Source organism: Stenotrophomonas sp. SbOxS2 (assembly GCF_013416715.1).
Taxonomy (GTDB): Bacteria; Pseudomonadota; Gammaproteobacteria; order Xanthomonadales; family Xanthomonadaceae; genus Stenotrophomonas; species Stenotrophomonas lactitubi.
Genome location: NZ_JAAVXD010000008.1, coordinates 19,870 through 43,793 on the forward strand (window position 1 = coordinate 19,870; position 23,924 = coordinate 43,793).

The 23,924-nt window shown below is 67.5% G+C and carries 23 protein-coding genes; 8 read left to right on the forward strand and 15 right to left on the reverse strand.

What is annotated here, in order from left to right:
* Positions 1–12: 12 nt before the first annotated feature.
* Entirely contained in the window at positions 13–1,164 is a 1,152-nt protein-coding gene (locus tag HFK18_RS18995; RefSeq protein WP_180167487.1) for an efflux RND transporter periplasmic adaptor subunit, read from the reverse strand.
* Between the two features lie 205 nt (positions 1,165–1,369).
* Between HFK18_RS18995 and HFK18_RS19000 the strand changes: the two genes are divergently transcribed.
* Positions 1,370–1,765 carry a c-type cytochrome gene (locus HFK18_RS19000; RefSeq protein WP_089240512.1) on the forward strand — a complete coding sequence of 132 codons (396 nt, stop codon included), beginning with the start codon at positions 1,370–1,372 and terminating at the stop codon, positions 1,763–1,765.
* A 9-nt stretch (positions 1,766–1,774) separates the two neighbouring features.
* On the forward strand, positions 1,775–2,236 hold the full coding sequence (locus tag HFK18_RS19005) for a cytochrome c (protein WP_099821251.1): 462 nt from the start codon (positions 1,775–1,777) through the stop codon (positions 2,234–2,236).
* Between the two features lie 224 nt (positions 2,237–2,460).
* On the opposite strand, the gene HFK18_RS19010 is transcribed toward HFK18_RS19005, so the two are convergent.
* Both HFK18_RS19010 and HFK18_RS19015 read right to left on the reverse strand, forming a co-directional pair.
* Positions 2,461–4,347, reverse strand: coding sequence for an ATP-binding cassette domain-containing protein (locus HFK18_RS19010; protein WP_180167488.1), 1,887 nt, complete (start codon positions 4,345–4,347; stop codon positions 2,461–2,463).
* A gap of 349 nt (positions 4,348–4,696) precedes the next feature.
* Positions 4,697–5,572, reverse strand: coding sequence for a LysR family transcriptional regulator (locus HFK18_RS19015; protein WP_180167489.1), 876 nt, complete (start codon positions 5,570–5,572; stop codon positions 4,697–4,699).
* Positions 5,573–5,673: 101 nt separating this feature from the next.
* On the opposite strand from HFK18_RS19015, the gene HFK18_RS19020 reads away from it, so the two are divergent.
* The 4 genes from HFK18_RS19020 to dbpA all read left to right on the forward strand — a co-directional run bounded on the left by HFK18_RS19020 (position 5,674) and on the right by dbpA (position 9,165).
* Positions 5,674–6,753 carry a YeiH family protein gene (locus tag HFK18_RS19020; RefSeq protein WP_180167490.1) on the forward strand — a complete coding sequence of 360 codons (1,080 nt, stop codon included), beginning with the start codon at positions 5,674–5,676 and terminating at the stop codon, positions 6,751–6,753.
* A gap of 74 nt (positions 6,754–6,827) precedes the next feature.
* Positions 6,828–7,370, forward strand: a complete 543-nt coding sequence (locus tag HFK18_RS19025; protein ID WP_180167491.1) for a CbrC family protein — start codon at positions 6,828–6,830, stop codon at positions 7,368–7,370.
* A gap of 44 nt (positions 7,371–7,414) precedes the next feature.
* Positions 7,415–7,687, forward strand: coding sequence for a hypothetical protein (locus HFK18_RS19030; RefSeq protein ID WP_180167492.1), 273 nt, complete (start codon positions 7,415–7,417; stop codon positions 7,685–7,687).
* 101 nt (positions 7,688–7,788) lie between these two features.
* Positions 7,789–9,165: an ATP-dependent RNA helicase DbpA gene (gene dbpA / locus HFK18_RS19035; RefSeq protein WP_089240500.1), complete on the forward strand. Its 1,377-nt coding sequence runs from the start codon at positions 7,789–7,791 to the stop codon at positions 9,163–9,165.
* Positions 9,166–9,319: 154 nt separating this feature from the next.
* Here the strand turns inward: dbpA and HFK18_RS19040 are convergent, their stop codons facing one another.
* Positions 9,320–9,859, reverse strand: coding sequence for an adenine phosphoribosyltransferase (locus tag HFK18_RS19040; protein WP_180167493.1), 540 nt, complete (start codon positions 9,857–9,859; stop codon positions 9,320–9,322).
* A 307-nt stretch (positions 9,860–10,166) separates the two neighbouring features.
* Here HFK18_RS19040 and HFK18_RS19045 point away from each other — a divergent pair, with 307 nt between their 5' ends.
* Both HFK18_RS19045 and HFK18_RS19050 read left to right on the forward strand, forming a co-directional pair.
* Complete coding sequence (locus tag HFK18_RS19045; RefSeq protein ID WP_180167494.1) at positions 10,167–12,590, forward strand: membrane-bound PQQ-dependent dehydrogenase, glucose/quinate/shikimate family; 2,424 nt, start codon at positions 10,167–10,169, stop codon at positions 12,588–12,590.
* A 101-nt stretch (positions 12,591–12,691) separates the two neighbouring features.
* Positions 12,692–13,546: an IclR family transcriptional regulator C-terminal domain-containing protein gene (locus HFK18_RS19050; RefSeq protein ID WP_180167495.1), complete on the forward strand. Its 855-nt coding sequence runs from the start codon at positions 12,692–12,694 to the stop codon at positions 13,544–13,546.
* A 78-nt stretch (positions 13,547–13,624) separates the two neighbouring features.
* Here the strand turns inward: HFK18_RS19050 and pcaC are convergent, their stop codons facing one another.
* The 11 genes from pcaC to HFK18_RS19105 form a co-directional block, all read right to left on the reverse strand.
* On the reverse strand, positions 13,625–14,011 hold the full coding sequence (gene pcaC / locus HFK18_RS19055) for a 4-carboxymuconolactone decarboxylase (RefSeq protein ID WP_180167496.1): 387 nt from the start codon (positions 14,009–14,011) through the stop codon (positions 13,625–13,627).
* Positions 14,012–14,034: 23 nt separating this feature from the next.
* On the reverse strand, positions 14,035–14,820 hold the full coding sequence (gene pcaD, locus HFK18_RS19060) for a 3-oxoadipate enol-lactonase (protein WP_180167497.1): 786 nt from the start codon (positions 14,818–14,820) through the stop codon (positions 14,035–14,037).
* A gap of 26 nt (positions 14,821–14,846) precedes the next feature.
* Positions 14,847–16,190 (reverse strand): 3-carboxy-cis,cis-muconate cycloisomerase, encoded by a 1,344-nt coding sequence (locus HFK18_RS19065; RefSeq protein ID WP_180167498.1) that lies wholly within the window; start codon positions 16,188–16,190, stop codon positions 14,847–14,849.
* A 117-nt stretch (positions 16,191–16,307) separates the two neighbouring features.
* Positions 16,308–16,871 carry a protocatechuate 3,4-dioxygenase subunit alpha gene (pcaG, locus tag HFK18_RS19070; protein ID WP_180167499.1) on the reverse strand — a complete coding sequence of 188 codons (564 nt, stop codon included), beginning with the start codon at positions 16,869–16,871 and terminating at the stop codon, positions 16,308–16,310.
* Between the two features lie 4 nt (positions 16,872–16,875).
* Positions 16,876–17,586 carry a protocatechuate 3,4-dioxygenase subunit beta gene (gene pcaH, locus HFK18_RS19075; RefSeq protein WP_180167500.1) on the reverse strand — a complete coding sequence of 237 codons (711 nt, stop codon included), beginning with the start codon at positions 17,584–17,586 and terminating at the stop codon, positions 16,876–16,878.
* Positions 17,587–17,653: 67 nt separating this feature from the next.
* Positions 17,654–18,862: a 3-oxoadipyl-CoA thiolase gene (gene pcaF, locus HFK18_RS19080; RefSeq protein WP_180167626.1), complete on the reverse strand. Its 1,209-nt coding sequence runs from the start codon at positions 18,860–18,862 to the stop codon at positions 17,654–17,656.
* Between the two features lie 7 nt (positions 18,863–18,869).
* Complete coding sequence (locus tag HFK18_RS19085) at positions 18,870–19,517, reverse strand: 3-oxoacid CoA-transferase subunit B (RefSeq protein WP_025875091.1); 648 nt, start codon at positions 19,515–19,517, stop codon at positions 18,870–18,872.
* The gene (locus HFK18_RS19090; protein ID WP_180167501.1) at positions 19,514–20,194 is read right to left on the reverse strand and encodes a 3-oxoacid CoA-transferase subunit A; all 681 of its coding nucleotides are present in this window, start codon (positions 20,192–20,194) and stop codon (positions 19,514–19,516) included. The genes HFK18_RS19085 and HFK18_RS19090 overlap by 4 nt, the downstream gene beginning before the upstream one ends.
* A 171-nt stretch (positions 20,195–20,365) precedes the next feature.
* On the reverse strand, positions 20,366–21,685 hold the full coding sequence (locus HFK18_RS19095) for an MFS transporter (RefSeq protein WP_180167502.1): 1,320 nt from the start codon (positions 21,683–21,685) through the stop codon (positions 20,366–20,368).
* A 53-nt stretch (positions 21,686–21,738) separates the two neighbouring features.
* Positions 21,739–22,626, reverse strand: a complete 888-nt coding sequence (gene aroD, locus HFK18_RS19100) for a type I 3-dehydroquinate dehydratase (protein WP_180167503.1) — start codon at positions 22,624–22,626, stop codon at positions 21,739–21,741.
* Positions 22,626–23,915, reverse strand: coding sequence for a carbohydrate porin (locus HFK18_RS19105; protein WP_180167504.1), 1,290 nt, complete (start codon positions 23,913–23,915; stop codon positions 22,626–22,628). Before HFK18_RS19105 ends, aroD begins: the two co-directional genes overlap by 1 nt.
* Between the last annotated feature and the right edge of the window lie 9 nt (positions 23,916–23,924).

The following is a 23,924-nucleotide window of genomic DNA, read 5'->3' on the forward strand; positions in this document are numbered from 1 at the left end:
GGCCGGACGCGGTCATTGCGTGCTCCCGGCCTTCTCTGCCGGCTTGGCCAAGGTGGCTACCGTCTTTGCCTTGGCCTTCGGATCGGCGATCACCTGCACCGCCGTGCCATCGCGCAGGGCGACCTTGCCGGCGGTGACGATCTGGTCGCCAGCGGCCAGGCCCTCACGGATTTCCACCCACGGTCCTTCGGCATAACCGAGCTTGACCGGCACCCGCGCGACCTTGCCCTCGCGCACCCGGAACACCGCCGGCTCACCATCGTCCAGCAGTGCCAGGCGCGGCACCACCAACGCATCGGCACGCTGGTCGTAGTCGATGCGGATGCGGCCGAACATGCCCGGCTGCAGCGACTGCGCGGCGCCATCGAAGGCGCTGACCACGCGGAAGGTGCCGCTGCCCGAATCCACTACCGGCGCGATGCGGTCGACGACACCGGTGAAGGTCTGGCCCGGCAGCGCATCGGCCGACAACGTGACCGGCTGGCCTGCGCGCAACGTCGCCAGCTCACGCTCGGGCACGTTGAGGGTGGCTTCCAGCCGCGAGTTGTCGACGATGCGGAAGATCGGCGTGTTGATCTGCACGAAGTTGCCGGTCTTGATCGAGCGCGAGGCGATCACGCCGGAAATCGGTGCGACCACGGTGGTGTACGACAGTTCCAGCGTGGCCAGGCGGTACTGGGCGCGCACGTTTTCCAGGTCGTAGCGCAACTGGTCGACGCTGGCCGCACTGACCAGCTGCTGGGCGACCAGCTTCTGCGCACGCTGATAGTCGTTTTCCAATTTGCGCATCTGCGCTTCGCTCTGCGCTACGGCCAGGCGCGCGCGGTCCGGATCCAGCCGAACCAGCGGCTGCCCGGCGCTGACCCGCTGCCCTTCCTCGACCAGCACTGCCAGGGCAACGCCCGAGGTCTTGGCAACCACCTGCGATTCGGCGCGCGGCTCCAGTGCTGCGGTTCCGGTGTAGCTGGCGGCCACCGCGCGATGGCTGGCCACGGCCACTTCCACCGGCACCGCCTCGACCTTCTTCTCGTCCTTGGTCTCGGCCGCCTTGGCCTCGTTGTTGGGCCCAGCGGCGCAGCCGCTCAGCAGCAGGGAGGTGGAGAGCAGCAGCGCGGCAGCGCAGAGTCCGCTGCGGGGGCCGGGCAGGAAGGTTTGGTGCGACATCGTCAGATCCCTGGAGGATGCGTGGGCAGGTGTGGTAGCAAAGTAATGCACCACTTCACGGCAACACCATATCCCAAAGGTCATGGTGTCTTCACGCCGCCGGTCGGGCCGACCCCATTTCAGCTAGATGAAACCTGAGGCTATACTCGGGTCGTTCCGTACCCCACGCCGGAACGACCAGACCCGAATCCCCGGAAAAGACACCATGCGCCCGCAGCCGCTCGCCGCTTGTCTCGCTCTGGCCGTCCTCCTGCCCCTCGGGGCCGCCGCACAGCCCGCTCCTGCTTCTGCTCCTGCAGCACCCGCCCCGGCACCGGCTACGGCCCCTGTGCCGGCGGCCGCCACGCCCACCGGCAGTTTCGACAATGGCCGTGTGCTGGCCTATACCTGCCAGGGGTGCCACGGCATCACCGGTTACAAGAACGCCTACCCCAGTTACCGGGTACCGAAGATCGGTGGCCAGACCCAGCAGTACCTGACCCAGGCCCTGACCGAGTACCGCCAGGGCAAGCGCCGGCATCCCACGATGCAGGCGCAGTCGATGAGTTTCAGCGAACAGGAGATCGCCGATCTCGCTGTTTACCTGTCCACCGTCAAGTAAGGCCCGCCCATGTCGAAAGCCGCGCATCCCCTGCGTCACGCCATCGCCCTGTCCGTCGCCCTGCTGCTGGCGGCCTGCTCGCAGTCACAGGTGGAGAACAGCGAGAAATCCGCCGGCGATCCCGGCCATGCCAGCGGCGAGCACGGATCGTCTTCATCCGCTGGCCTGCCTGCCGGGCGTGAAGCCGCCGGTGAGGCCCGCGCCAAGGTCAAGAGCAAGGCCACCAGCCAGAGCTGCATCGATTGCCACGGTGCCGACGGCAATGCGCCGATCGATCCGACCTACCCGAAGCTGGGTGGGCAATACGGCGATTACCTGGCGCACGCGCTGCAGGCCTACCGTGCCGGTGACCGCCAGCATGCGTTGATGACACCGCAGGCGAAGGACCTGAGCGATCAGGACATCGCCGATCTGGCGGCGTACTTCGGCAGCCGCACGAGCCAGTTGCGGGATCTGCACGGGGTTAAATGACCGCGCTGCGCGGATCGTGACTGCTGCTGCAATCTGATGCGTTCATGAGCGTTACTTTTCTTTGCGCGCAAAGAAGAAAAGTAACCAAAAGAAACGCTCCGCCATCCGCGAGCCGGTGCTACGCACCGGTACCCTGCGGTGCTCGGCTCGCTACAAGGCGGAATCAGATCAGAAGCCACAGCCGCTCGCCAAGGCGAGACGGCCGTGGTGGCAGTGGTGGCCGATCAGCCTTCCAGCTCTTCCCAGCGCGCGTACGCGGCGTCCAGTTCGGCCTGCACCTTGGCCAGCTGCTGGGTGTGCGCGGTCACTTCGGCGCTGCTGCGCGTGTAGAACGACGGATCGTTCATCGCTGCAGTCAGGCCTTCAACATCGCCTTCGAGCTTTTCGATCGTCTTCGGCAGCTGTTCCAGCTCGCGCGCTTCCTTGTAGGCAAGCTTGCGCTTGGGCGCAGCCGGTTCCGCAGCCGCAGCCGCCACCGGCGCAGCGGCAGCGGGCTTGGCCGCGGCAACCACCGCAGGCGCTGCGGCCACGCTGGCCGCGTAACGCTGCCAGTCGCTGTAGCCGCCCACGTACTCACCGATCACGCCATCGCCTTCCATCACCAGCGTGGAGGTCACCACGTTGTCGATGAAGTCACGATCATGGCTGACCAGCAGCAAGGTGCCGTTGTATTCGCCCAGCAGCTCTTCCAGCAGCTCCAGGGTTTCCACGTCCAGGTCGTTGGTCGGTTCGTCCATCACCAGCAGGTTGGACGGCTGCGCGAACAGCTTGGCCAGCAGCAGGCGGTTGCGCTCGCCACCGGACAGGCGGGTGATCGGCGCGCGCGCACGCTCGGGGGTGAACATGAAGTCCTGCAGGTAGGCATGCACGTGCTTGCGCTTGCCGTTGAACTCGAGGAAATCGCGGCCTTCGGCCACGTTCTCGATCGCGCTCCAGTCTTCGCGCAGCACCGCACGGTACTGGTCGAAGTACGCAACCTGCAGGTTGGTGCCGGCGTTGACCTCACCCTTCTGCGGCTGCAGTTCGCCCAGCAGCAGCTTCAGCAGCGTGGTCTTGCCACTGCCGTTGGGGCCGATCAGGCCGATGCGGTCGCCACGCAAAATGGTGGTGGAGAAATCACGGACCATCGTGCGATCGCCGAAGGCGAACGAGATGTCCTTGATGTCGATGACCTTCTTGCCCGAGCTCATGCCCTGGGCCGCTTCCATCTTGACGTTGCCACTGAGGTCGCGGCGTGCGGAACGCTCGTTGCGCATCGCCTTCAGGCGGCGCACGCGGCCTTCATCACGGGTGCGGCGGGCTTTGATGCCCTGGCGGATCCACACTTCTTCCTGCGCCAGCAGCTTGTCGAATCGCGCGTTTTCCTGCGCCTGCGCATTGAGGCGTTCTTCGCGACGGCGCTCGTAGTTGGCCCAGTCACCCGGCCAGCTGGTGACCTGGCCGCGATCGATCTCGACGATGCGGGTGGCCAGCGCGCGCAGGAAGCGGCGGTCATGGGTGACGAACACCACGCTGCCGTTCCAGTTCTTGAGGAACATTTCGAGCCAGTCGATGGCTTCGATGTCCAGGTGGTTGGTCGGTTCGTCCAGCAACAGCAGGTCGGGGCTGGATACCAGCGCACGGCCGAGCAGCACGCGGCGCTTCATGCCGCCGGACAGGCGCGCGAACTCCGCGTCGCCATCGAGATCGAGCTTGGTCAGCGTTTCGCTGACGCGCTGGTCCAGGCCCCAGCCGTTGGCGGCATCGATCTTCGCCTGGACGTTGCCCAGCGCTTCGCCATCGAATACTTCGGCGTGGCTGAGGTGATGGAATTCGGCGAGCCATTGGCCCAGTTCGCCCAGGCCATCGGCGACGACGTCGAACACGCTGCCGGCGGCGCCGTGCGGCACTTCCTGCTCCAGGCGAGTCACGCGCACGCCCTGCTGCACGCGCACTTCGCCGTCATCGGGCTTGTGGTCGCCGGACAGCAGCTTGAGCAGGGTCGATTTGCCGGCGCCGTTGCGGCCGATCAGGGCAATACGCTCGCCCGGCTCGATCGACAGTTCGGCTTTTTCCAGCAACAGCGGGCCGCCGACGCTGAAGTCGACGTTTTGCAGAGTAATCAGAGGCATCCGACCATTGTAGCGGGTTGCGGGGCTTGGCCGGGCGGCGCCCGGCCCCCGCGGGGCAACGGCCGCAGCAACAGCAACAGCCTGAAGCGGGCTTGCAGTGGGATGGCCGGGTGATGTGGGGCTGCAGGACACGCCGTAAACCCTCCATGGGGGCTCGATGGCGCCATCCATGGCGCCAACGGTCCTGCAGCCCCACATCACCCCGCCTCAGACAGTTTCCCGCGATCTGTCGGAATCGCATGGCCTGCTCTTGGTGGGTGTCGACCTTGGTCGACACGTAGATCCACGCCATGCCTAGATGATCGCTGCAGGATCCATCAATGGATGCAATCGACTGGATTGCGGCGGATTACTCCACTTCCCCCAACAACGCCTGCAAACCCGGCAACCATCGCTTGCCGGGGTGGCGTACCAGCCACAGCGTGCGCTGCAGGGCGGGTAGCGGGGTTTCCAGAATGCGCAGGCGGCCCAGGGCCAGCGGTTCTTCCAGGGCGTGGCGGGACAGGCAGGCCAGGCCGAGGCCGGCGATGGCGGCCTGCTTGATGGCTTCGGTGTTGCCCAGCTGCAGCGCCTGCGCGAAGCCGCGCAGATGCGGCAGCAGCGCCTGTTCAACGGCCTCGCGGGTGCCTGAACCGGGTTCGCGCAGCAGCCAACGCGCTGCGCGCAGTTCATCCAGCGACCAGCGCGGAGGCGCATCCGCCGCTGCCACGATCACCAGCGGGTCCTGCTGCCAGGAAGTCACCTGCAGCCCGCGCTCGTGGCACGGGCCTTCGATCAATCCTGCATCCACGTCCAACCGTTGAACGGCCGCCACCACGCCTGCGCTGTTGTCGATGCGCAGATCGACCTCGGCCTGCGGCGCCTGCCGCAGCAGTTCGGCGATACGCGGCGGCAGCAGGTAGTTGCCGATGGTGGTGCTGGCCGCCAGTACCAGCCGCAGTGGTGCGCCTTGGGCCGGGTCACCGCCCGCCGCCAGTTGCCGCTCCAGATCGGCGGCATTGACCAGCAGCGCCCGCGCCGGTTCCAGCAATGCCCGGCCGTGGCCGTTCAACGCCAGGCGACGGCCGATGCGGTCGAACAGCGGCGTGCCGAAATGCGCCTCCAGTTCCTGCAGCGCGGCGCTGCTGGCCGATTGCGAGAGGGCGATGGCCTGGCCGGCAGCCGTGGTGCTGCCGTGATCGGCGATGGCGACGAAGACCTGCAGCTGGCGAAGGGTCAGGCGCACATTCAACCTGCTAGATAGGTAATTTTCACCAATATTATTCGTTTTACAGGTCACTGGGGCGAGCGCACGCTGGCATGGCCTCTCCAGACCCTTCAACTGCCATGAACGCCCCCGCTCTCTCCTCCTGGTCCCTGCCTGCCCTGCGCCAGCGCTGGCAGCCACGGGTGCCCGGCCTGCTGCTGGTCGGCCTGGTCGCGGCCGCTTCGCTGTATCTGGCCGAGCTGCCCTGGCTGCAGGCGCACGGCCTGAGCGCGCTGACCGTGGCGATCGTCGCTGGCATCGTGGTCGGCAACACGTTCTATCCACGGCTGGCCCCTGCCAGCGCGGCGGGCGTCGGCTTCTCCAAGCATTGGCTGCTGCGCGCGGGCATCGTGCTGTACGGCCTGCGGCTGACCTTCCAGGACATCGGCCACGTCGGCGTGGCCGGCGTGCTGATGGACGTGCTGGTGGTGGCGAGCACCTTCGGCCTGGCCTGCTGGCTGGGCGTGCGCGTGTTCAAGATGGAGCGCGAGGCCGCCATGCTGATCGGTGCCGGCAGCGCGATCTGCGGTGCGGCCGCCGTCATGGCCGCCGAACCGGTGGTGCGCGGCCGTGCTGCGCAGGTGACGGTGGCGGTATCGACGGTGGTGGTGTTCGGCACGGTGGCGATGTTCCTGTATCCCGCGCTGTACGCGCTGGTGCAGGCACATGGCTGGCTGGCGATGGACACACAGCAGTACGGCCTGTTCACCGGCGCGACCGTGCACGAGGTCGCACAGGTGGTCGCCGCCGGACGCGCGGTGAGCGAGCCGGCCGCCGATACCGCTGTCATCACCAAGATGGTGCGGGTGATGCTGCTGGCACCGTTCCTGATCGCGCTGCCGCTGGGGCTGGCGCGTGGCGGCAAGGCGGCGGCGGACGGTGGCAAGGCCCGGATCGTGGTGCCGTGGTTCGCGTTCGGTTTCGTGGCGGTTGCCGGCCTCAATTCGCTGCACCTGCTGCCGGCCGGGCTGCAGGCAGGACTGGTGCAGCTGGATACGGTGCTGCTGGCGATGGCGATGGCCGCACTGGGCCTGACCACCCACGTCTCGGCCCTGCGCCAGGCCGGTCTGAAGCCGCTGCTGCTGGCGCTGATCCTGTTCGTCTGGCTGTTGTTCGGCGGCCTGGCGATCCACCAGGGTGTGCTGGCGGTGCTGGGCTGATCGACCCTCCCCGCTTGCCGGGATCATCGGCAGGTCGTACAAGACCGTACCCTGCGCTGCACCGGATGGACGCCATGAGCATCAATGACTTTCCAAACTTCCGCTACCACCCGGACCCGGTTGCGACGGGCAACGTGGGGCCGTCCTCGGCTGCCTGCAGGGTCTGCCAGCAAGCGCGTGGATACGTGTACCTGCGCGATGCCATCCACGCAGGGCGCGAAGATTATTCAGAGCAGATCTGCCCTTGGTGCATTGCCGATGGCCGTGCAGCGTCGGCACTGGGTGTGGCATTTGCCTGCAGTCTGGACGTCGACCAAGAAGTACCCGAAACCGCTTTGGAAGAGCTGTCCCTGCGCACGCCAGGCTATGTCAGCTTTCAAGGGGAAAAATGGCTGGCACATTGCAGCGATGTCTGCCGCTTCCTGGGCGACGCCACCATGGAACAGGTGAGTCAGGCCTCGGCAGCGACCATCGCGGCATGGTGCACGACCAATGACGCCGACAAAGCGGTTTGGCTGGAGCTCGCCAGCGACTACGTGCCCGGTGCAGATATCGGCTTCTACACGTTCGAGTGCCTGCACTGCGGCCTGATCCAGTTCCATGTTGACGCGGCCTGAGTCTCCTCCTGCTCCTGTCCAACGTGGATCGTTAGACTCGGGGCATGCCCGTATCTCCCACACTGCTGCCGATCCCGTTGCGCCTGCTGGATGATCGCTATGGGCCGGGCAACGTCGACGAAGCCGAAGACACGCTGATCGGGATCGTGCAGGCGGTGATGGGCGAGCAGGCGACCTGTTCGTTCGACTTCGATACACAGCACGCCAACCCGTGGTTCCACCAGCTGCTGCTGGAGCCCACGGCTGCGGGAAAGCCGGCCACCCCGGAGCAGTTGCAGGCGATGGCTGATCGGCTGGTGGCCCTCGGACTGGCCTGAGGGGACGCTCGGCCAAGGTGCCGACCAAGGTCGGCCGCTACCGGGCGCCCCTCAATCGTGAACGGCGGCGGGACCGGGCGCGCGCACAGGTACAATGCGCCATGACTGACTTCTCGACCCTGCCGCTGAGCCCGGCCCTGCAGCCCGGCCTGGATGCCCTCGGCTACACCACCCTCACGCCGATCCAGGCGCAGAGCCTGCCCGCCATCCTCGATGGCCGCGATGTCATCGCCCAAGCCCCGACCGGCAGCGGCAAGACCGCCGCCTTCGGCCTGGGCCTGCTGCAGTCCATCGACCCCAGCCTGATCCGCGTGCAGGGGCTGGTGCTGTGCCCCACCCGCGAGCTGGCCGACCAGGTGGCCAAGCAGATCCGCAAGCTGGCCACCGGCATCCCCAACCTGAAGCTGCTGCTGCTGACCGGCGGCACGCCGCTGGGCCCGCAGCTGGCCTCGCTGGAAAGCCACGATCCGCACGTGGTGGTCGGCACGCCCGGCCGCGTGCAGGAACTGGCGCGCAAGCGCGCGCTGAATCTGGGCGCCGTGCGCACGCTGGTGCTGGACGAAGCGGACCGCATGCTCGACATGGGCTTCGAAGAACCGATCCGTGAGATCGCCGGCCGCACCCACCGCGATCGCCAGAGCCTGCTGTTCTCGGCCACCTTCCCCGACACCATCCGCGCCATGGCCCGCGACCTGCTGCGCGATGCCGTGGAAGTGACCGTGGAAGGCGCCGACCAGGCGCCGGCCATCCGCCATCTGTTCTGCGAGGTCGAACCGGCCCACCGGCAGAAGGCGCTGGCTGGCCTGCTGCTGAAGTACACGCCCGAATCGGCCGTGGTGTTCTGCAACACCCGCAAGGACGTGGACGAAGTGGCCAACTCGCTGCAGCAGTTCGGTTTCTCCGCGCTCGCCCTGCATGGCGACATGGAGCAGCGCGACCGTGAGGAAGTGCTGCTGCGCCTGGCCAACCGCAGCTGCAACGTGCTGGTTGCCAGCGACGTCGCCGCACGCGGGCTGGATGTGGAAGAGCTGGCCGCGGTGATCAACTACGAGCTGCCGACCGACGTCGAGAGCTACCAGCACCGTGTCGGCCGTACTGGTCGTGCCGGCGCCAGTGGCCTGGCGATCAGCCTGGTGGCAGGCCGTGAAAAGAACCGCGCAGACGCCATCGAAGCGCAGCGCGGCGAGCCGCTGGATTGGCAGAAGACGCCGCTGGCGACATCGCGCCCGGCCGAGCTGCCGCAGGCGGCGATGCGCACCCTGCGTATCGATGGCGGCAAGACCGACAAGCTGCGCGCGGGCGACATCCTCGGCGCACTCACCGGTGACGCCGGCCTGTCGGCCAAGTTCATCGGGAAGATCGCGATCTTCCCGACCCGTTCCTACGTGGCGATCGCCCGCGAGCAGGTCAACAAGGCGGTGGCGAAGCTGGAAGCCGGCAAGATCAAGGGCCGACGATTCCGCGTGCGGATGATGTGATTGAAGGAGCGCTGCCAATCGCGGTTGGCAGCGACATGACCTGGTAGTGGCCAACCTTGGTTGGCCCATCCATCCGGTGCCAACCAAGGTTGGCAACTACCGGTTTGCCGCGACTCGCTCGGGTAGATGCCAACCTTGGTTGGCACCTGCGAAATCAGAACACCAGTTCGGTGTGCAGCGGCAGATCCGCTTCCCAGCGGCCACGGCCACCCAGGCCGTCCAGCTCGACCAGCACGCCGGCGCCGACGACTTCCACGCCCAGGCGGCGCACCAGCGACAACGCAGCAACCAGCGTACCGCCGGTTGCCAGCACGTCATCGATGATCGCCACGCGCGCACCGGCCGGCAACGCGTCGGCATGCACTTCAATGCAGTCGCTGCGGTATTCCAGGGTGTATTCCTCGCGCAGCACCTTGCCCGGCAGTTTGCCCGGCTTGCGCACCGGCACGAAGCCCACGCCCAGTTCCAGCGCCATCGCCGCACCGAGGATGAAGCCGCGCGATTCGATGCCGACCACCGCGTCCAGCTTCTGATCGCGCCAGCGATCAGCCATCGCCACGATCGCGCCACGGAAGTCCTCGCTGTGAGCGAGCAGCGGCATGATGTCCTTGAACAGGATGCCCGGCTTCGGGAAATCAGCGATGTCGCGCAGGCGCGAGGCCCAGGCGGGGACGGCCACGGTGGCGTCGGTCATTGCAGCTACCAGCTTGTATGGCGGCATAGGGTAACCGGTTCGCCCGTGGCCTGCCCGTTCCCGGCACCACTGCGCCGCTGCGCCGCTGCGTTCCACCGATGGCGCCGTGGAGCATCACACCAAAATCGCACATGCGTGCGATAATCGCCCTAACCGGTCATTCACCCAGCCTGCGGCATAAGCAGGCCGACGCCTGCCCGCCGTCACGGCCCGCAGCCGCCAGGGATACCGTTGGCCCCCGCCACGCTTGGCGCGCGCGGGGCTTCCCCGCCTCCGCGCGGGTTTTTCGCAATGAGGTTCATGCAACGTGGACGAGACGACGAGAGTTCCGGCCCTGTGCCGTGTGCTGGTGGTCCTGCTCGGCATCCTGGTGACCCTGTTCGGCCTGGCTCTGCTGGTCGGCGGTGTTCGCTTGGCACTGCTGGGGGGCAGCTGGTATTTCCTGCTGATGGGCGCGGTGTCAGCGATTGCCGGCGTACTGCTGGTGATGCGCCGGCCGAACGGTGCCCTGCTCTACGGTCTGGCTTTCGTGGCCACGTTGCTGTGGGCGCTGGTGGATGCGGGCTGGAATTTCTGGCCGTTGGTGTCGCGGCTGGTGATGCCGGCGGTGCTGGCCCTGCTGGTCGCCCTGGCCTGGCCGGTGCTGCGCCGCAGCCGAGGCCAGGTTGCCGGTCGCGGCGCCTATGGGGTGGCGGCCGTGCTGCTGGTTGGCCTGCTGGGCACTGCGGTGTCGGCGTTCCAGCCGCGCCCGGTGCAGACCGCACAGGGCACGCCGCCACCGGTGGTGCCGGTGGCCAAGGGTGCTGAACAGCGCGACTGGATGCACTGGGGCAACACCACCGCCGGCACCCGCTTTGCCGCGCTGGACCAGATCACCCCGGCCAACGTGAAGGAACTGCAGGTTGCCTGGACCGCGCGCACCGGCGATGTGCCGGAAAGCAACGGCTTTGGTGCCGAGGACCAGAACACCCCGCTGCAGATTGGCGACAGCCTGTTCCTGTGCACGCCGCACAACCAGGTGATCGCCATCGATGCCGACTCCGGCAAGCAGCGCTGGGCCTTCGACCCAAAGGCCACCGCGCCGAACTGGCAACGCTGCCGCGGGCTGGGCTATTTCGACGCAACCACCGCACCGTCTGCTGCAGATGCAGCAGCTCCGGTACCCGCGCCGCTGCCGGCCAACGAGACGGCCAGCACGGGCCCGGCGCTGTGCGAGAAGCGCATCCTGATGACCTCCATCGATGCGCGCCTGTTTGCGCTGGATGCGAAGACCGGTGCGCTGTGCCCGGACTTCGGCAGCAACGGCGTGGTCGACCTGAAGGTCGGCATGGGCGAGATCAAGCCGGGCTTCTACACCCTCACCGCCGCACCGTTGGTGGCGGGCGAACTGATCGTGGTCGGTGGCCGTGTGGCCGACAACATCGAAGTGGGTGAGCCGTCCGGCGTGGTGCGTGCCTACAACGTGCGCACCGGCGCACTGGCCTGGGTCTGGGATCTTTCCAGGGAAACCCCGGATGTGCCGCTGGATCCGTCGATCCACTACACGCGCGCCACGCCGAACGTGTGGACCTCGATGGCCTATGACCCGCAGCTGGGCCTGGTCTACCTGCCCACCGGCAACACCACCCCGGACCAGTGGGCCGGCGAGCGCACCCCGCAGGATGACAAGTACAGTTCGGCAGTGGTCGCGCTGGACGTGGCCACCGGCAAGGAGCGCTGGGTCTACCAGACCGTGCACCACGATCTGTGGGATTACGACCTGCCCGCGCAGCCGACCCTGACCGACGTGCCCGACGGCAAGGGCGGCACGCTGCCGGCCCTGCTGCAGATCACCAAGGCCGGGCAGATCTTCATGCTCAACCGCCAGACCGGCGTGCCGATCAGCGAAGTGCGCAACATCCCCGCGCCGCAGGGCAATGCGCAGGGCGAACGCTATGCCGCCACCCAGCCGCTGTCGGTGGGCCTGCCGCAGATCGGCGCGCAGACGCTGACCGAGTCGGACATGTGGGGCGCGACCCCGATCGACCAGATGCTGTGCCGCATCCAGTTCAAGCAGTTCCGCTACGACGGCATGTACACGCCGCCGGGCGAAGACCTCGCGCTGCAGTGGCCCGGCTCGCTGGGTGGCATGAACTGGGGCAGCGCCTCGGTCGACCCCACCACCGGCTACCTGTTCGTCAATGACATGCGCCTGGGCCTGTGGACCAAGCTGATCCCGCGTGCGCAGATGACCAGCGGCGACGGTGGCGTGGAGATGGGTGCGGCCTCGCAGACCGGCACGCCGTACGGCTCGCTGCGCGACCGATTCCTGTCCAAGCTGGGCATTCCCTGCCAAAAACCACCGTTCGGCACGATGTCGGCGATCAACCTGGCCACCCGCCAGCTGGTCTGGCAGGTGCCGGTGGGCACGGTGAAGGACACCGGGCCGATGGGTATCAAGATGGGCCTGCCGATTCCGATCGGCATGCCGACCCTGGGCGGTTCGCTGGCCACGCAGTCGGGCCTGCTGTTCTTCGCCGGTACGCAGGATTACTACCTTCGCGCCTATGACAGCCGCACCGGCGAGGAAGTGTGGAAGGCCCGCATGCCGGTCGGCAGCCAGGGCACGCCGATGACCTACGTCTCGCCGAAGACCGGTCGCCAGTACGTGGTGATTTCCGCCGGTGGCGCACGCCAGTCACCGGACCGTGGCGACTACGTGATCGCCTACGCGCTGCCCGAGCGCAAGTGACCGGCGCCACGCGGCGCAGCCTCGCAGGCTGCGTCGCGTGGGTACCGGTTGCTGGTTCGAGCCCTTACCATGCGAGGTCGAACCCGATGAAAGCTGCTGCCATGCCTGTCGTTCCTCCCAGCCGTCGACCCAAGCGCCCCCCTGCACCACCGCAGGATCGCGGCCTGGCCCATGAGCTGATGCAGCAGATCCAGGACAACCAGGGCGATCCGGACTTCATGACGTCGCTCGGCCGCGGCCTGGCCGTGCTGAGCGTGTTCTCGCAGCACCCGCGCGAAGTGACGATGTCGCAGATCAGCAGCGATACCGGCATTTCCCGCGCTGCGGTACGGCGCGTGCTGTACACGCTGGAAAAACTTGGCTACGTGGGTGAGCAGGGCCGCGGCTACGTGCTGCTGCCGCGCGTGCTGGGCATGGGCGGCGCCTATGTCGCGTCGTCGTCGATGACCGCTGCTGCACAACCGGTGCTGGATGCCCTGCGCGATGCCGTGCACGAATCCTGCTCGCTGGGCGTGCTTGATGGCGATGACATCCTGTACGTGGCGCGCGCGGAAACGGTACGCATCATGTCGATCGGCCTGCGCGCGGGCAGCCGCCTGCCAGCCTACTGCACCTCGATGGGCCGCGTGCTGCTGGCCTCGTTGCCGCGCGACACGCTGGAAGGCTACCTTGAACGCAACCCGCTGCGGCCGCGCACCGAACGCACGGTCACCCGCATGGATGACTTCCTCGACCTGCTGGAAAAGGTGCGCCGCGAAGGCGTATCGCTGGTCGACCAGGAACTGGAGATCGGCCTGCGCTCGATCGCCGTGCCAGTGCGTTCGCGCAGCGGCGATGTCGTGGCCGCGCTGAACATCGGCACCCAGGCGGGCCGTATCGGTCTGGGCGTGATGCAGACCCAGCTGTTGCCGCGCCTGCGCGAAGCCGCACAGCGGTTGGGCACGTTGTTGAATTGAGGCAAAGCCGCCGGGCATGGCCCGGCGCTACCGGGGCCGCGCTGTGGTAGCGCCGGGCCATGCCCGGCGGATTCCGTATCAGCGCTCGGACGCCTGCTCTTCAAGGATCGGCTTGGCCAGCGCGAACGCGTGGTTGGCCGCAGGCACGCCGCAGTAGATCGCGGCCTGCAGCAGCGCTTCCTTGATTTCCTCCGGCGTCACGCCATTGTTGCGGGCGGCACGGATATGCAGCTTGAACTCCTCGTCATGGCCCAGCGCCACCATCATCACGATGGTCAGCAGCGAGCGCGTATGCCGCGGCAGGCCGTCGCGCGTCCACACCGTGCCCCACGCCGTGCGCGTGATGAATTCCTGGAATTCGGTGGTGAAGTCGCTGCGCGCCTGCAGCGAGCGTTCGACGTGTGCCTCACCCAATACCTGGCGGCGCACCGCAAGGCCGGCTTCGTAGCGTTCCTGTTCGTCCATCGTGATCTACCTGTTGTGCGGAATCAGTGCTGCGCCGAAAGATGCGCGGCCAGTGCGGAAGTGAATGCCTGCGGCGATTCCAGGTTGCAGATGTGGCGGCCAGCGACGCCGGCATAAGCGCCCTGCACCACGCTGCCTGCAATCGCCTGCAGGTCGGCGGATGGGCACACCGGGTCATCCTCGCCGGCAATGGCCAGCAGCGGCACGCCAATGCGGCCCAGCGCATCACGGAAGTCGGCCGTGCCCACGGCGTTGCAGCAGCCGGCATAGCCCGCCACGCTGGTGGCGAGGAAGCGCTGCAGGATGTCTTCCACCTGGCTGGCATGGGTCTGCGCGAAGGCGGCGGTGAACCAGCGTTCGCGGGTGCCATCGACCAGCGGCAACAGGCCATCGTGCTGGACCTGGGCGATGCGTGCCTGCCAGCTTTCAAGCGTGCCGATCTTCGCTGCGGTGGCAGCCACCGTGAGCGTGTGCAGCCGGCTGCCGGCATGCACGCCCAGCCACTGCCCGGTCAGGCCGCCGATCGACAGCCCGCAGAAATGGCTGCGTTCGATGTCCAGGTGGTCCCACAGGGCCAGTACATCGGCGCCCAGATCGTCAATGCTGTACAGCCCTGGCGGTGTGCTGGACTGGCCATGGCCGCGACGGTCATAGCGCAGGATGCGGTACTGCGAGGCGAGCGCATCCACCTGCGGCTGCCACATGCCCAGATCGGTACCCAGCGAATTGCAGAAGGTCAGCCAAGGACCGTCGGCACGGCCCTCGGTCTGGTAATGCAGGCGATGCTGCGTAAGGTCGAGGAATGGCATGCGTGCTCCAGCGTTGAACGTAGGGATCAGCCGCGCGCGAGCACGCGGTCGATCCAGGTATCGGCCATGCCGCGCCAGCTGTCGGCAGCGAACAGGGCATCCAGATGTGCGGCGGAAAGCTGCGTGGTGACCTCGGGCATCTGCCCCAGCACCACGCGCAGGTGCTGCGATTGCGCAAGCGCCTGCCTGGCCGCTTGTTCCACCAGGGCATGTGCGGCGGGCTTGCCGATGCGCTCGCCCAGGGTGACCGCAACGGCTTCGGCGTAAAGCAGGCCACCGTGGCTGTCCAGATGCTGCTGCATGCGTTCACGGTCCAGCTGCAGGCCCTGCACCACCACAAGAACCTGGGCCAGGCTGCCGGCACACAGGCGCACGATCTCGGGCACGGTGTCCCATTCGGCGTGCCATTGGCCCGCTGCGCGCTCGTGCGGCTGCGGCATGGCAGTGAACAGCGTGGACAGCAGGCCGGGGACGCGCGTGGAGGCGGCGATGGCAGCCACGCAGCCCACCGGATTGCGCTTGTGCGGCATCGCCGAGGAACCGCCCTTGCCCTCGCCCGCCGGCTCGAAGGCTTCGGCCACTTCGGACTGCATCAGCAGCACGATGTCGGTGGCGATCTTGCCGAGGCTGCCGGTCAGCAGGGCGAACACGCTGCCGAACTCGGCAACGCGGTCACGCGCGGTATGCCAGGGCAATGCCGGCAGCGGCAACTGCAGCTCAGCAGCCAAGGCTTCGGCCACATCCAGCCCGCGCGTCTGCAGCGACGCCAGGGTACCGGCGGCGCCGCCGAACTGCAGCACCAGGGTGTCTGCGGCCAAGGCAGCCAGACGACGCTGGCTGCGTTGCAGGGCATCGAGCCAACCTGCGGCCTTCAGACCGAAGGTCACCGGCACCGCCTGCTGCAACAGCGTGCGCCCGGGCAGACCAGTGCCACGCTCGGCCTCGGCCAACTGCGCCAGCGCCGTGCACAGCACCTGCAGGCGCGCCTGCACCTGGCTGACTGCCGCGCGCAGCTGCAACACCGCGCCGGTATCGATGATGTCCTGGCTGGTGGCGCCCCAGTGCACCCAGCGCGCGGCCTCGGCATCGTTCGCCTTGACCTGCGCGGTGAGTGCCTTGACCAGCGGAATGGCCGGATTGCCCGCCAGGGCAGTGGCTGCCGATAGCGACGGCAGCGAATACAGATCAGCACTGCAGGCCGCTTCGATCGGTGCCTGCGCGGCGGCGGGAATCACCCCACACTGCACCTGCGCGCGCGCCAGGGCGCGTTCGACATCCAGCATCGCCTGCAGGCGCGCCTCATCGGTGAACTCAGCGTCGACAGCGGGGTCGCCGAACAGACCGCCCAGCAGCGTTGGGGAGTGGCTCATCGGTGCAGTCCATCATGGGTGACCACAGCTTACCCGCGCTCGCAGAACGCGGGCGTGGAGTGGCCGGAAGGCGCGCCGGGCGCGCCGGGCGCGCCGGGCGCGCCGGGCGCGCCGCGATCAGTAAGCGAAGAACACCGTCTCATCCGGGCCCTGCATGCGCACGTCCCAGTGGTACAGCCCCTTGCCCTGCGCCTGCGCGATCAGGGTGTGACGGCGTTCGACCGGCACCAGCGCGAGGATGCCGTCCTCGACGTTGCTCGCTTCGTCACTGAAGTAGATGCGTGCACGGGTGGCCTGCAGCAGGCCGCGCATGAACACCAGCACCACCAGGTGCGGTGCCTGCGGCTCGCCACGCAGGCCCGGCACGCGGCCCGGCTTGACGGTGGTGAAGGCAAAGCGGCCCTGGTCGTCGGTTGGCACGCGGCCCCAGCCATCGAAGGCCGGATCGTGGTCGTCACGGCGCGGGTCTTCGCCGTGGGCGTAGATGCCTTGTGCGTCGGCCTGCCAGATTTCCAGCACGGCATCGGATACCGGCACGCCATTGCCATCAAACACCTGGCCCTGCACGTCCACGCGCTCGCCCTGCGCAGTGGCCGGAGCGATCCCGGTGCGGTACAGCGGTTCCAGACCCAAGCGGTAGTACGGGCCCACGGTCTGCCACGGAGTGGATTGGAAACTCATGGTCTTACTCCCAGACGGTCATCTTGCGACCGCGCAGCACGATGTCGAAGCGGTAACCCAGTGCGAATTCGTTGACGGTGTTTTCCCAGTCGAACGAGGACACCATGCGCTCGCGCGCCTTGGTGTCATCCAAGCAGTTGTAGATCGGATCGAACGCCAGCAGCGGATCGTTGGGGAAATACATCTGCGTGACCAGACGCTGGCCGATGCCATCGCCATGCAGCGAGAAATGGATGTGTGCCGGGCGCCAGGCGTTGTAGTGGTTGCGCCACGGATACGCACCCGGCTTGATGGTGGTGAAGCGGTAGCGGCCTTCGCTGTCGGTCAGCACCTGGCCGGTGCCCGTGAAGTTCGGATCCAGCGGCGCATCGTGCTGGTCACCCTTGTGCAGGTAGCGGCCGGCGGCATTGCACTGCCACACCTCGACCACGGTGTTGCGCACCGGGCGGCCGTTCTCGTCCAGCACGCGGCCGCTGACGATGATGCGCTCGCCCTGCGGCTGCCCGGGGAAGCCGGCGGTCAGGTCGGCGGCATGCTCCCCCAGGGTGATGCGGTTGATGCTCGGACCGGTCACTTCCGAGAGCGTCACCGGGATGGCGATCGGGTCGGTTCCCGGGCCGCGCAGCGCAGTGGAGGCGTACGGCAGGTGGATGCGCGGCGGCTGGCTGCCGGGGTACGGCTTGCGGTAGCCGCGCAGTTGGGTGGGATCGCTCATGGCGTACTCCTGTTGGCGAGCGGCCGGAAGCCGCAGCTGTCTTGAGATTACGGAATCAGGGGATGGTTCACACGCGCTCGATGGCCAGGGCCACGCCCTGCCCCACGCCGATGCACATCGTGGCCAGGCCACGGCGGCCACCGCTGGCCTCCAGCTGGCGCAGCAGGGTCAGCGCCAGGCGCGCGCCACTCATGCCCAGCGGGTGGCCCAGGGCAATGGCACCGCCGTTGGGGTTCACGTGCGCGGCATCGTCGGCCAGGCCCAGTTGGCGCATGCAGGCCAGCCCCTGCGAGGCGAAGGCCTCGTTCAGTTCGATCGCATCGAAATCGGTGATGGTCAGGCCCAGCCGTGCCATCAGCTTCTGGCTGGCGGGCACCGGCCCCATGCCCATGATCGCCGGCTCCACGCCGGCACTGGCAAAGCCGAGGATGCGCGCACGCTGGGCCAGCCCCAGCGCCTTCACCTGCGCACCTGAGGCCAGCAGCAGCGCAGCGGCGCCATCGTTGATGCCCGACGCATTACCGGCGGTCACCGTGCCCGGCTGCCGGAACAGCGGCTTCAGTTTGGCCAGGGCCTCGGCGGTGGTGTCGCCGCGTGGGTGTTCATCGCGGTCGACGGTCACGGTTTCGCCGCGTTTGCGGCCCGGTACGTCCACCGCCACGATCTCACCGTCGAAGAAGCCGCGCGCCTGCGCGGCGGCCGTGCGCTGCTGGCTGCGCAGGGCGAATGCATCCTGGTCCTCGCGGCTGATGCCGTAGCGCTCGGCCACGTTCTCGGCGGTCTGGCCCATGGTCTCCACGCCGTGCAGTTCGCGCAGGCGCGGGTTGATGAAGCGCCAGCCCATGGTGGTGTCTTCGATCTGCTGGTCGCGGGCAAACGGCGAGGCTGCCTTGCCCATCACGAACGGCGCGCGCGACATCGATTCGACGCCGCCAGCAATGGCCAGGCCCAGCTCGCCTGCCGCAATGCCACGAGCCACGGTACCGATCGCATCCAGGCCCGAACCGCACAGGCGGTTGATCGTGCTGCCGGGCACGCTCACCGGCAGGCCGGCCAGCAGCAGGCTCATGCGCGCGACGTTGCGGTTGTCCTCACCGGCCTGGTTGGCACAGCCCAGGTAGACATCCTCCACCAGCGCCGGGTCCAGCTTCGGGTGGCGCGCCAGCAGTGCCTTCAGCGGAATCGCACCGAGGTCGTCGGCGCGCACGCCGGACAACGCGCCGCCGTAGCGGCCGATCGGGGTACGGATGCCATCGACGATATAGGTCTCGTGCAGGGGCATATCAGGCTCCCTCGGCCAGTGCCAGCGGCAGGCCGGTCAGTTCACGCAGTTGATCGATGTCCACGCCCTCGACCATTTCCAGCACGGTCGCGCCGTCAGCGCCGAGGTCGAACACCGCCACATCGGTATACACGCGCGACACGCAGCGCAGGCCGGTCAGCGGATAGCTGCATTCGGCCACCAACTTGCTTTCACCCTGCTTGGTGAACAGGTCCATCATCACAAAGACCTGCTTGGCCCCGATGGCCAGGTCCATTGCACCGCCAACGGCGGGAATCGCGTCGGAGGCGCCGGTGCTCCAGTTGGCCAGGTCACCGTGTGCCGACACCTGGAAGGCGCCGAGCACGCAGATGTCGAGGTGGCCGCCACGCATCATCGCGAACGAATCGGCATGGTGGAAATAGCAGCCACCGGTGAGCAGCGTGACCGGCTGCTTGCCGGCGTTGATCAGGTCAGGATCTTCCTGGCCGGGCGCCGGTGCCGGGCCCATGCCCAGCAAGCCGTTTTCCGACTGCAGCAGTATCTCCTTGTCCGCCGGCAGGAAGTTGGCCACTGTGGTTGGCAGGCCGATGCCCAGGTTGACGTAGGCCCCTTCGGGAATATCGCGCGCCACGCGCGCGGCCATCTGTTCGCGGCTGAGCTTGTTCATGCCTGCACTCCTTCTGCGGCCACCGGTACCACGCGCTGCACGAAGATGCCCGGGGTGACCACGGCCTCCGGATCCAGCTCGCCCAACGGCACCACCTCACGCACCTGCACGATGGTGCAGCGTGCGGCCATCGCCATCAGCGGGCCGAAGTTGCGTGCCGTCTTGCGGTACACCAGGTTGCCCCAACGATCGCCGCGATCGGCCTTGATCAGCGCGAAATCGGCATGCAGCGGGTACTCGAGCACGTAGTGGCGACCGTCAATCTCGCGCGTTTCCTTGCCCTGGGCCAGCTCGGTGCCATAGCCGGTGGGCGTGAAAACCGCGCCCAGACCGGAACCGGCCGCATGGATGCGCGCGGCCAGGTTGCCCTGCGGTACCAGCTCCAGTTCGATCTCGCCTGCGCGGTAGGCCGCGTCGAAGTGCTGCGAATCGGCCTGGCGCGGGAAGGAGCAGACGATGCGGCGCACTCGCTTGTGCTTGATAAGCGCAGCCAGGCCGGTATCGCCGTTGCCGGCATTGTTGTTGATGATCGTCAGCTCGCGCGCACCCTGTGCAATGAGCGCATCGATCAGCTCGTCGGGCATGCCGGCCGTGCCAAAGCCGCCGATCATCACGGTGGCGCCATCATGGATATCGGCCACCGCTGTTTCCACGCTGGCCACGCTCTTGTCGATCACTGCATTGCTCCTTGCCCTGGCTGCCGGCGGTCATCACCGCCACGCTGCAGGGCCACTGCGAAGGGAAAACATGACCCGGACATGGTCGCCATGGCACGCCGCGCGGTCAATGCGATATTCGGCCAGTCGATTCGATAATCGCACATTGAGTGACGTGCTCCGGCCATCGGTTCAACGCCGGTTCTGGCCCACGCCCACGCGCAGGCCGAGGCACGCCCATGCCGCCAGCAGCAGCGGCACAGCGCACAGCACGTACAACGAGGACGGCTGCCAGCCACCATCGACCAGCACACCCACGGTGAGCGGCGAGAGGATCGCGCCGACCCGGCCGATGCCGATGGCCCAGCCCAGGCCGGTGGTCCGCACTTCGGCGGCGAACACCACTGGCGCGGCCGCATACAGACCGGCCATCGCTGCGAACAGTGCCGCACCGATCACGAAGGCCAGCGGGAAGGCCACGCCCAGCTGCGTGTTGAAGGCCGCAAAGCCCAGCATCGAGACCATCGCCAGCAGCAGCGCGCCGGCCGTCAGCCTGGACAGCGACCAGCGCGAGGCCAGCCAGCCGAACAGGCTGCCGCCAACGATTCCCCCGAGGTTCAACAGCACGCCACCGGTGATGCCCTGCTGCGCCGACACGCCGGCCGAGACCAGCAGCTTCGGCGTCCAGCTCAGCACGAAATAGAACGCGAACATGTGCAGGAAGAACGCCAATGCGATCAGCAGCGCGACGCGGCGCAGGTCACCCACGAACAGCGCGGCATAGCCCTGGCGCTGGCCGTCGCGCACCGGCGCTGGCGGCAGCGCCTGCAACTCCGGCATGCGCATGCGCGAGAGCAGCGCGTTCAGGCGTGGCAAGGCATTGGCCGGGCGACGCGCGACCAGGAAATCCAGCGATTCGGGCAGGCATTTGAGCACCAGCGGAATGCACAGCAGCGATGCCACTGCGCCGATCAGGAACACGCTGTGCCAGGCCCAGTGCTCCAGCATCCACGCAGCCAGCAGGCCGCCGGCGGTCGCACCGATCGGGTAGCCGGTGGCCTGCAGCGCGACTGCGGTGCTGCGCCACTTGGCGTTGGCGTACTCGGCGGTGATCACCCCCACACCGGCCAGCATGCCGCCGATGCCGATGCCGGTGTACACGCGCAGCGCACCCAGCTGCCAGGAGTCGGCGGCCAGCGCGGACAGCGCCATGCCACTGGTGAGGATCAGCAGGCAGCAGACGATCATCGGCCGCCGCCCCCAGCGGTCGGCCATCGGCGCCAGCAGGAACGAACCCAGCGCCATGCCGACCAGGCCGGCACTGAGCATCAGCCCCAGCACCTTGCCCGACAGTTCCCAGTCCGCCGACACGTGCGGCGCGGTGAAGGCCATGACCATCACGTCGAAGCCATCGAGCATGTTCAACAGCACGCAGATGGCGATGGCGGTCCACTGGAAGGGACTCATCCGTTCAAGGACAAGCGACGGTGCGGCGGCGGAGGCGTGGCTCATTGTGCGGTTTCCTGCAACTGCGTGATGCGATGGAACGTTCGGCGGGAAAGGTCTCAGTGACCGGCCTGGCTGGATGCATGGATGACCTGCAGGACGTCCTGGAGGCGATCGACCTCGACCTGGCCCGGCGCCGACGGGGTGCCGATCATGCCGAAGGTCAGGGCCTGGCCGAAGGTTTCGCCGGCCAGGCGCGAAACCACGCCGGTGCCGCCCATCGACATGGTCAGCAGCGGCTTGTCGCTCTGCTGGCGCACCTGCCAAGTGGCGTCCAGCAGGGCCAGCACATCGCCGGCGTCGCGTGGCATCACCGCGATCTTCAACACGTCCGCGCCCATCGCCTGCTGCTTCAGCAGGCGCGCGACGATTTCCTCGCGCGGCGGCGTGGCATGGAAATCGTGGCTGGACATCACCACCTTCACGCCCGCCTGGTGGGCCTGCGCCACCAGCGCCTGCACCACCTTCGGATCGCGGAACATCTCTACGTCGATCAACTGGGCGACACCACCGCGCAGCAGCGCGGCGTAAAGCTTGCCGTAGTCGGCATCGCTGATCGGCTTGGCGCCCCCTTCGGCCTTCGTGCGGAAGGTCACGATGACCGGCTTGCCATCCACCGCGGCCTGGATGCGCTTGCCCAGCGCGACCAGCGCCTTGCCATCGGTGGCGATGTCCAGGTAATCGATGCGCCACTCGGCGATGTCGGTGGCATTGCTGGCGGCGATGGACGCGGCCTGCTGCAGCGCGATATCCGCGGTGGCACCGGTGATCGGCACGATTGTGCGCGGGCTGCCCTCGCCGATGCGTAGTTGGCCGACCTGCAGCACCGCCGGTGGGGGCGCGCCCAGGGCCAGCAAGGGGAAGGAGGCGAGCACGCCGGCGAGGACAACGGAAGCGAGCGGAATGTTCATCGCAGTCACCACGGCATGGAAGAAGCGCGCAGCCATCAGAAGGTCACCTTGGCCTGGACACCCACGGCCCAGGCGTTGTCGGTACCGCTGTAATTGAACGTGCCCGGGTTGACGATGTACTGCAGGTCCGGGCGGATCATCAGCCAGGGCTTCACCTGGAAGCTGTAGGACAGCTCGAACAGCTCCTCGGCCTGGCTGAGGTTGTACATCGGCGAATCGGTGGGCACGCCCCCGGCAGCCAAGGTGGCGCGCCGCGCATCGACCAGGCGGTCGTTGATGTCAGCGCCCACGTAGCCCAGCGCGATGCTGTCCTGCGCGCGCGCGCCGATGCCCTGGTAGACGCCGCCCAGCGCGTACCAGCGCTTGATCTGCGCGGTATCGGTGTCGGACACCATGTACTGCGCGAAGGCGGTCAGGCCGCGGCTGGGGTCGGCCGATTCCTGGGTCAGGCGCTGTTCGGCCAGCACGTAGGCGCCGTGGCGCCCGGTGGTCGGCGAGGTATCCAGGCCGCGCTGGTCCACGCGCGAAGTGTCGTAGTAGCCACCGAACTTGTAGACGCCGGCGTAGCGGCTGCCCTTGGCCGGCGTCCAGGTCACCTCCACCGGAAACAGCGAACCGGTGGTGCCCGAAACGAACGGACGGAATGCGTTGCGTTCGATGTTGCCGCCCAGGTTCGGGTTGACCTGGAACCAACCCGTGCGCACGTTCACCGCCGGGCTGATCTGCTGGGCGAACTCGCCGCCCCAGCGTGCCATCGGGTAGTTGTACCAGCCGCTGTTGCCGGACATCGCCAGCGGGTGGGCGCAGAACGCGGCGTTGACGAAGTGGGTCAGCAGGCTGTGCAGGCCGAACTGGTTGCCCATCGCGTAGTAGCCCAGCTTGTAGTACGACCGGCCGGCATTGAAGGTCTGGTCGTAGCTCAGTTCGGTCAGCCGCGTGTACTGGCCGCCATACGCCTCCTGGATCGGGAAGCGGTTGCCGACGAAATCCACCGAAGTGCTGCGGCCGCGACGGTCGTTGAGGGTGAAGTGGAACGCACCACCGTCCCAGCCAGCCAGCTTGCCCATGTCCAGGTCCATGCCCACGCGCACCTGCTGCGCGTAGCGCGCACCGGTTTCGCCGTAGCCGCCATCGACCACGCCCATGGCCTCGCCCACGTAGTCGCCGCGGAAGGCAACGCCGCGCTCGAACAGATCGGTGCGGGTGCCGCCCCAGTCGCCGGTAAGGGTCTTGCCTTCATAGCGGTTGCTGGACTGCGCGCTGGCCACGACTGGCAGCAGCAGGGCGGCCAGCATGCCCAGGGAAACAGGTTTCGCAGGATTCATGATCGCGGT